Origin of the sequence: Mesorhizobium sp. M7A.F.Ca.US.014.04.1.1, from assembly GCF_003998745.1 — a bacterium.
Classification (GTDB): domain Bacteria; phylum Pseudomonadota; class Alphaproteobacteria; order Rhizobiales; family Rhizobiaceae; genus Mesorhizobium; species Mesorhizobium ciceri.
Genome location: NZ_RZRW01000327.1, coordinates 1 through 6635, shown reverse-complemented (window position 1 = coordinate 6635; position 6635 = coordinate 1). Strand labels below are relative to the sequence as shown.

Here is a 6635-nt window from a genome sequence, read left to right as displayed (position 1 = left end):
TCGGCATTGTCCGCAGCAACGCAGCGGGGTGCGAGCCGATCTGTCCGGAATGGATATCGGCCGAGGGCTCCATAGAAGCCGGAACTCCGGCGCTCTTCAAACGCATGCTGAAGACGCTTGGCGGGCGGAAACTGCCTGTTGTCGTGGATTCTCCCGGCGGCAATGTCGAGGCGGCGCTGACGCTTGGCCGGCTGATCCGCAAGAACAAGCTCGATATCGCCATCGGCAAGACGGTGTTTTCCAGCTGCCAGCCCGACGCGAAGGGGTGCCAGGACCGTGACGCCCGCTACTTCGGCGATGTCATCGACTATGGCGCCATGTGCAATTCCGCCTGTCCTCTGATGTTTGCCGGCGGCATCAGGCGAGTGGCCGGCGAATGGGCCTATCTCGGCGTCCATCAGATCACCACGACCTACATCCGCACGAAATTGCAATACCGGACCACCTACCGGATCGTCGGGGGCAAGAAGAAGATCCTCAACACGAAGATCGTCAGCCGCAAGAACGCCGGCAGCTACAAGACCTACGAAATGAGCAAGTCGGTGGAGAAAAAGCTGGCGGCCTACCTGGACCAGATGGGCATCGAACAAAGCATGCTCGAAACGATGAAGGGCACCCCGGCCAGCGAAATCCACCAGATCGCCCTCGATGACATGCTGGCGATGAAGCTGGTCACCAGCACGGACGCCGTGGGCCTGTTGACCGCGGCGAGCCTGTGCGAACCCGGCCGCCTGGCCACGAATTGCCGGGAAGTGCCGGGGAACAAGCCTGATGGCCTGATGGCGACCGCGGCCAGGCCTACTCCGCCAGCGATCGAACCCGAGGCGGCGCGGCGCGATGAAGACATGCGCTTCGTTGTCGTTCGCGGCACCAATCCGCTCTGCAATCCAGACTGCCCGGAATGGATCTCGGCGGAAGGCGCGATCACCCCCCAGACCCCGCAGAAGCTGCGCCAGCTGCTCGCCACGCTCGGCAAACGGCAACTGCCTGTCGTGATCAGCTCGAAGGGAGGCGACCTGTTCAGCGCCCTGGCGGCGGGACGGCTTATCCATGAAAAGAAGCTCGACGTCGCCGTTGGCCGCACCGATTTCGTCGGCTGTGACCCAGGAGCGTGGAATTGCCTGGCCAAGGAGGGCGCCTATGCCGGGCTGAGCATCGATGCGGGCGTGGAGTGCGATTCGGCCTGCGCGCTCATGCTTGCCGGCGGCATCAGGCGGCTTGTCGGTCCCCAGGCGCGACTTAGCCTCTACCCGATGGGGCAAAAGCTGATGGTCAAGGCCTACCTGGAGGAGATGGCGATCAGTTCCGCCCTGTTCGCGGCGATCGAGCGGCGCTCGGTCGAGCGCCGGCTGGAACCCGACATGATGCTGAAGGTTGGCCTGACGACGAGCCTGCAATCGGTCGACGCGCTGACCGGCGCCACCATTTGCGAGGCGGTGCCAAGACCCGAGAATTGCCGGATCCGGCCTGCCGCCAATGCCGAGGCTGACGCGCCGGCCAAATTGTAGTGGGCGACGGAGCCCGAAACTGGCCATCGAGGCAGGTTGAGCCGCTTTCGATTTTTCCGCTATCGTCGCTGCTGGCGGCTTCAGGCAGGCGGAGGCTCGAGAATGGGCCAGGATATCCCGACACTCTACGAATGGGCCGGCGGCAGCGAGGCTTTGAACCGGCTCACCCAGACCTTCTATGACAAGGTGGCGCAGGACCCGATCGTCGGGCCGGTGTTCAAGACCATGTCGCCGGATCACCCCGCCCATGTCGCGGCCTTCATCGGCGAGGTTTTCGGCGGACCGAAGACCTACAGCGAGCAGTTCGGCGGCCACCGCGAGATGGTCATGCACCATCTGGGCAAGCATCTGAGCGAAGAGCAGCGCCGCCGCTGGATCAGCCTCCTGGCCGATGCCGCCGACGCGGTCGGCCTGCCTGACGATCCGGAATTCCGTTCGGCCTTCATGGGCTATGTCGAATGGGGATCGCGCCTGGCCAAGATGAACTCCAATCTCGGCGAAACCTGCGATCCGCAGACGGAACCGATGCCGGCCTGGGGCTGGGGTGTGCCGGGCGGCCCCTATCAGCCACCGGGTACAAACTAGCGTCCAGTCGCCATGGAGGTGTTGGGCTGATGCCGGAAGATGTGAAGATCATACGTTGGCGCGAGTGGGACGGACCGGGTCTCGAACATTTGGTGCTGCAGGAGCGGGCAGGGGAGGTCTCGGCCGACTCTGTCGCAGTCTGCTCCGGGCAAACGCCTTTTGCCGTCCGTTACCGCATCGTTTGCGATGTCGGCTGGCACGCCAGGCGTGTCGTTGTCGATATGATCGGTAGCGGCCGCACGCTTGTTCTTGCCGCCGATGGCGATGGTCGCTGGACCAGGGACGGCCTGCCGATGCCGGAGCTCGATGGCATTTTCGATCCCGACCTGACCATCACGCCGTTCACCAACACGCTGCCGATCCGGCGATTGCAGCTTTCCGCCGGGCAGAGTGCCGAGATAACCACTGCCTTCATCGACTTCCCCGCCCTCACGGTCGTCGCCAACCCGCAGCGCTACACATGCCTCGAAGAGGGCAGGCGATATCTCTATGAATCGCGCGCCAGCGACTTCAGGCGGGAACTTGAAATCGACCGCAACGGGCTGGTTGTCGACTATCCCGATTTCTGGCGCAGAGGTTAAGGCGTGTTTGCATGCAAACCGCTCTTTACAGAGCGTGCGGAAGCTTTTAGGAAGCGCCTGCTGCGCCGACATGCGCACGTACGGGCATAGCTCAGTTGGTAGAGCGGCGGTCTCCAAAACCGCAGGTCGTAGGTTCGAGCCCTGCTGCCCGTGCCATTCCCTGAATGGCATTCAACCCAATGTCTCGCCGTTTCGGAATGGCGTTCAAAACGATATTTCCATGGTCCGGCCTTTGAAAATCGGCGACCCGCTTGCCATATAGGGTCGATTGGGGCATAAGAGCGCCATAGCCGGGACGGAACGACTGGATGGTTCCGAGGCGGTGTTTGGTCATAAAGCGGAGACTTGCCACTTGCGTGGATCAAGAATCGGTTTTATGTAGACGAAACAGACACGCGACGCGTGGAGCTGGGAAACCGGCTTTACGCGTCTGATTTGCATGGGCGAAATGATTGCGCTGATTCGGCGCGAAATTCGCTCAGGCGGCACGTCCCGGCCAGCGGGATCATCCAGGAGACCCGGCCAACGGGTCTTGAAGACAGAGCGGCATATGGCTTCGAAAACCACAAATCCTTTCGTCTTTCTCCAGCAGGTTCGCGCGGAGACCGCCAAGGTGACTTGGCCGTCGCGGCGCGAAACGATGATCTCGACGGTGATGGTTCTGGCCTTCGCAGTGATCGCGATGATCTTTTTCTTCACCGCTGATCAGCTCATGGGCCTCGCGGTCGAACAGATTCTGGGCATCGGACGCTAAGTCCGGCGATTACGGAGAAGTCTTGAAATGACCGCGCGCTGGTACATCGTCCACGCCTATTCGAACTTTGAAAAGAAGGTCGCCGAGGATATCGAGAACAAGGCCAAGCAGAAGGGCCTGTCTGCCGACATCCACCAGATCGTGGTTCCGACCGAGAAGGTCGTCGAAGTTCGCCGCGGCCGCAAGGTCGATGCCGAGCGCAAGTTCTTCCCGGGCTATGTGCTGCTGAAGGCCAATCTGACCGACGCCGTGTTCTCGCTGGTCAAGAACACGCCGAAGGTCACCGGCTTCCTGGGTGACTCCAAGCCGGTGCCGATCACCGAGGCGGAAGCGCAGCGCATCCTGAACCAGGTGCAGGAAGGCGTCGAGCGGCCCAAGCCCTCGGTCACGTTCGAGATCGGCGAAGCGATCCGCGTTTCGGATGGTCCCTTCGCGTCGTTCAACGGTTTCGTCCAGGAAGTGGACGAGGAGCGGGCGCGGCTCAAGGTGGAAGTTTCGATCTTCGGGCGCGCCGTGCCTGTCGATCTGGAATTCGGGCAGGTCGAAAAGGGCTGATCCGAAATCCCTGAAGCCGGTTTGGCGGTCAGGGGAGGCGGCGCGGAAGCGCGGCCTGAGAACGGTGGGAGACGAATGCGGCTTTAGCCGGCCGCATGGATCGCACCACCAGACTGCAACCGCCGGCATGACCGGCATAGACAAAGGCAGGAAAAGAGATGGCTAAGAAAATTGCAGGCCAGCTCAAGCTCCAGGTGAAAGCGGGATCGGCTACGCCGTCTCCCCCGATCGGCCCGGCGCTTGGTCAGCGTGGCATCAACATCATGGAGTTCTGCAAGGCGTTCAACGCGCAGACCCAGGAAATGGAAAAGGGATCGCCGGTTCCGGTTGTCATCACCTACTATCAGGACAAGTCCTTCACCTTCGTCATGAAGACGGCGCCGGTGAGCTACTTCCTGAAGAAGGCGGCGAACCTGACCTCTGGTTCCAAGGAGCCGGGCAAGGTCAAGGCCGGTACGGTTTCGCGTGACAAGGTCCGCGAGATTGCCACCGCGAAGATGAAAGACCTGAACGCAAACGACGTCGAAGCGGCCATGCGCATGGTCGAGGGCTCCGCCCGCTCGATGGGTCTGGAAGTGGTGGGCTAAGATCATGGCAAAGATTGCAAAGCGTGTATCGAAGACCCGCGAAGGCATCGATCCCAACAAGGCTTATGCCCTGGGTGATGCGCTGAAGCTGCTCAAGGACCGTTCCTCGGTGAAGTTCGATGAGACCATCGAAGTCGCCATGAACCTCGGCGTCGACCCGCGCCATGCCGACCAGATGGTCCGCGGCGTGGTCAACCTGCCGAACGGCACCGGCCGCTCGGTACGTGTCGCCGTGTTCGCCCGTGGCGACAAGGCCGACGAAGCGCGCGCCGCCGGCGCCGACATCGTTGGTGCCGAGGATCTGGTCGACATCGTCCAGAAGGGCACGATCGATTTCGATCGCTGCATCGCCACGCCGGACATGATGCCGCTGGTCGGCCGTCTGGGCAAGGTGCTCGGCCCGCGCGGCATGATGCCGAACCCGAAGGTCGGAACCGTCACCACCGACGTTGCCGCCGCCGTCAAGGCGTCCAAGGGCGGCGCCGTCGAGTTCCGTGTCGAGAAGGCTGGCATCGTCCATGCCGGCGTCGGCAAGGTCTCGTTCGACGTCAAGGCCCTGGAAGAGAACATCCGCGCCTTCGCCGATGCGGTGACCAAGGCAAAGCCGACTGGCGCCAAGGGCAACTACGTCAAGAAGGTGTCGGTCACCTCGACGATGGGCCCGGGCCTCAAGCTCGACGTCGCGACGCTCAACGCGTCCTGATACGAACATTTGGATCGGCCGCCAAGCGGCTGATCCGCAAGTGAATTCCGGACTTCCGACTTGTCGGCGGCCCGGTACCGGAAGCCGAAAGGTTTCCGGACATCCTGTCCGAGATTGCAGGCGGCCCAGAAGCCTTAATTCGATTTGGGCCTGCATGAGACGGGTGAAGACCGGACAACGGAGCGATTGCTCCAATGAAAGGTTCGAACCGTGTTTGCCTTTTGTCTGCGCATCGCCGGCTTGACTGTCGATGTGGCGAAAGGGGGCAGGATCCTCGAGCGTCGTTCGGGAGATCCGTTACTGGATGGCCCGGCCGACAAAAGGCAACCCGACGCCTGTCCTCGTCAATGGGATGTTCCCGTTAACAGGATTGGGGTCAACTGGAGATAGGCAGTGGACAGAGCGGAAAAACGCGAACTCGTCACGGGCCTGAACGGTGCGTTCTCGAACGCAGGTTCAGTGGTCGTGGCCCACTACGCCGGTATCACCGTCGCGCAAATGAACGACCTTCGGTCGAAAATGCGCGCTGCCGGTGGCACCGTCAAAGTCGCGAAGAACCGTCTCGCCAAAATCGCTCTTCAGGGCACGGACTCCGCATCGATCATCGAGCTGTTCAAGGGACAGACGCTGATTGCTTATTCGGAGGATCCGATTGCGGCGCCGAAGGTCGCGTCCGATTTCGCCAAGGGAAATGACAAGCTCGTCATTCTCGGCGGCGCAATGGGCACCACCTCGCTCAATGCCGACGGTGTGAAGGCACTCGCCACACTTCCGTCGCTCGATGAGCTGCGCGCCAGGCTGGTTGGCATGATCGCCACGCCGGCAACCCGGATCGCCCAGATCGTCAATGCGCCAGCGGCCTCGGTCGCGCGCGTCATCGGCGCTTACGCCCGGAAGGACGAGGCGGCATGAGGCCGTTCCTCGCTATCACAAACACACGTTCGAACCTTATGAAGGAACACAACAATGGCTGATCTCGCAAAGATCGTAGACGACCTTTCGAAGCTGACCGTCCTCGAGGCGGCCGAGCTGTCGAAGCTTCTGGAAGAAAAGTGGGGCGTTTCGGCTGCTGCTCCGGTGGCGGTTGCCGCTGCTGGCGGCGCTGCGGCCGCTGCTGCTCCGGCCGAGGAAAAGACGGAATTTGACGTCGTCCTCACCGACGCAGGCGCTCAGAAGATCAACGTCATCAAGGAAGTCCGCGCCATCACCGGTCTTGGCCTCAAGGAAGCCAAGGATCTGGTTGAAGCGGCTCCGAAGCCGGTCAAGGAAGCCGTTTCCAAGGCCGACGCTGACAAGTTCAAGGCCCAGCTGGAAGCAGCCGGCGCCAAGGTCGAACTGAAGTAAGCGTAAAAGCGGCGGGCG

Annotated in this window: 9 protein-coding genes and 1 tRNA gene; all 10 read left to right on the top strand. The window is 61.9% G+C overall.

Annotation, left to right across the window (positions count from 1 at the left end):
- Positions 1 to 5: 5 nt before the first annotated feature.
- The 10 genes from EOA22_RS20800 to rplL all read left to right on the top strand — a co-directional run bounded on the left by EOA22_RS20800 (position 6) and on the right by rplL (position 6617).
- A complete protein-coding gene (locus EOA22_RS20800) occupies positions 6 to 1508 on the top strand; it encodes a hypothetical protein (protein ID WP_245478662.1) in 1503 nt (500 codons plus the stop codon).
- A 102-nt stretch (positions 1509 to 1610) separates the two neighbouring features.
- Positions 1611 to 2093, top strand: coding sequence for a group II truncated hemoglobin (locus EOA22_RS20795; RefSeq protein WP_024505637.1), 483 nt, complete (start codon positions 1611 to 1613; stop codon positions 2091 to 2093).
- Between the two features lie 29 nt (positions 2094 to 2122).
- Positions 2123 to 2674, top strand: a complete 552-nt coding sequence (locus EOA22_RS20790) for a putative glycolipid-binding domain-containing protein (RefSeq protein WP_063168072.1) — start codon at positions 2123 to 2125, stop codon at positions 2672 to 2674.
- Between the two features lie 80 nt (positions 2675 to 2754).
- Positions 2755 to 2830 (top strand) — tRNA-Trp (locus EOA22_RS20785).
- A 394-nt stretch (positions 2831 to 3224) separates the two neighbouring features.
- Positions 3225 to 3428: a preprotein translocase subunit SecE gene (gene secE / locus EOA22_RS20780; protein WP_013531408.1), complete on the top strand. Its 204-nt coding sequence runs from the start codon at positions 3225 to 3227 to the stop codon at positions 3426 to 3428.
- A 27-nt stretch (positions 3429 to 3455) separates the two neighbouring features.
- Complete coding sequence (gene nusG / locus EOA22_RS20775; protein ID WP_013531409.1) at positions 3456 to 3983, top strand: transcription termination/antitermination protein NusG; 528 nt, start codon at positions 3456 to 3458, stop codon at positions 3981 to 3983.
- Positions 3984 to 4141: 158 nt separating this feature from the next.
- Entirely contained in the window at positions 4142 to 4570 is a 429-nt protein-coding gene (rplK, locus tag EOA22_RS20770) for a 50S ribosomal protein L11 (RefSeq protein ID WP_013531410.1), read from the top strand.
- A 4-nt stretch (positions 4571 to 4574) separates the two neighbouring features.
- The gene (gene rplA / locus EOA22_RS20765; RefSeq protein WP_013531411.1) at positions 4575 to 5273 is read left to right on the top strand and encodes a 50S ribosomal protein L1; all 699 of its coding nucleotides are present in this window, start codon (positions 4575 to 4577) and stop codon (positions 5271 to 5273) included.
- Positions 5274 to 5666: 393 nt separating this feature from the next.
- Complete coding sequence (rplJ, locus tag EOA22_RS20760; protein ID WP_013531412.1) at positions 5667 to 6185, top strand: 50S ribosomal protein L10; 519 nt, start codon at positions 5667 to 5669, stop codon at positions 6183 to 6185.
- 54 nt (positions 6186 to 6239) lie between these two features.
- Positions 6240 to 6617 (top strand): 50S ribosomal protein L7/L12, encoded by a 378-nt coding sequence (gene rplL, locus EOA22_RS20755; RefSeq protein ID WP_013531413.1) that lies wholly within the window; start codon positions 6240 to 6242, stop codon positions 6615 to 6617.
- Positions 6618 to 6635 lie beyond the last annotated feature (18 nt).

What these genes read in the sequence shown, in the direction of transcription:
- nusG (WP_013531409.1), top strand. Translation starts at nt 3,456, where the DNA reads ATGACCGCGCGCTGGTACATCGTCCACGCCTATTCGAACTTTGAAAAG.
- rplK (WP_013531410.1), top strand. Translation starts at nt 4,142, where the DNA reads ATGGCTAAGAAAATTGCAGGCCAGCTCAAGCTCCAGGTGAAAGCGGGA.
- rplL (WP_013531413.1), top strand. Translation starts at nt 6,240, where the DNA reads ATGGCTGATCTCGCAAAGATCGTAGACGACCTTTCGAAGCTGACCGTC.
- EOA22_RS20795 (WP_024505637.1), top strand. Translation starts at nt 1,611, where the DNA reads ATGGGCCAGGATATCCCGACACTCTACGAATGGGCCGGCGGCAGCGAG.
- secE (WP_013531408.1), top strand. Translation starts at nt 3,225, where the DNA reads ATGGCTTCGAAAACCACAAATCCTTTCGTCTTTCTCCAGCAGGTTCGC.
- rplA (WP_013531411.1), top strand. Translation starts at nt 4,575, where the DNA reads ATGGCAAAGATTGCAAAGCGTGTATCGAAGACCCGCGAAGGCATCGAT.
- EOA22_RS20790 (WP_063168072.1), top strand. Translation starts at nt 2,123, where the DNA reads ATGCCGGAAGATGTGAAGATCATACGTTGGCGCGAGTGGGACGGACCG.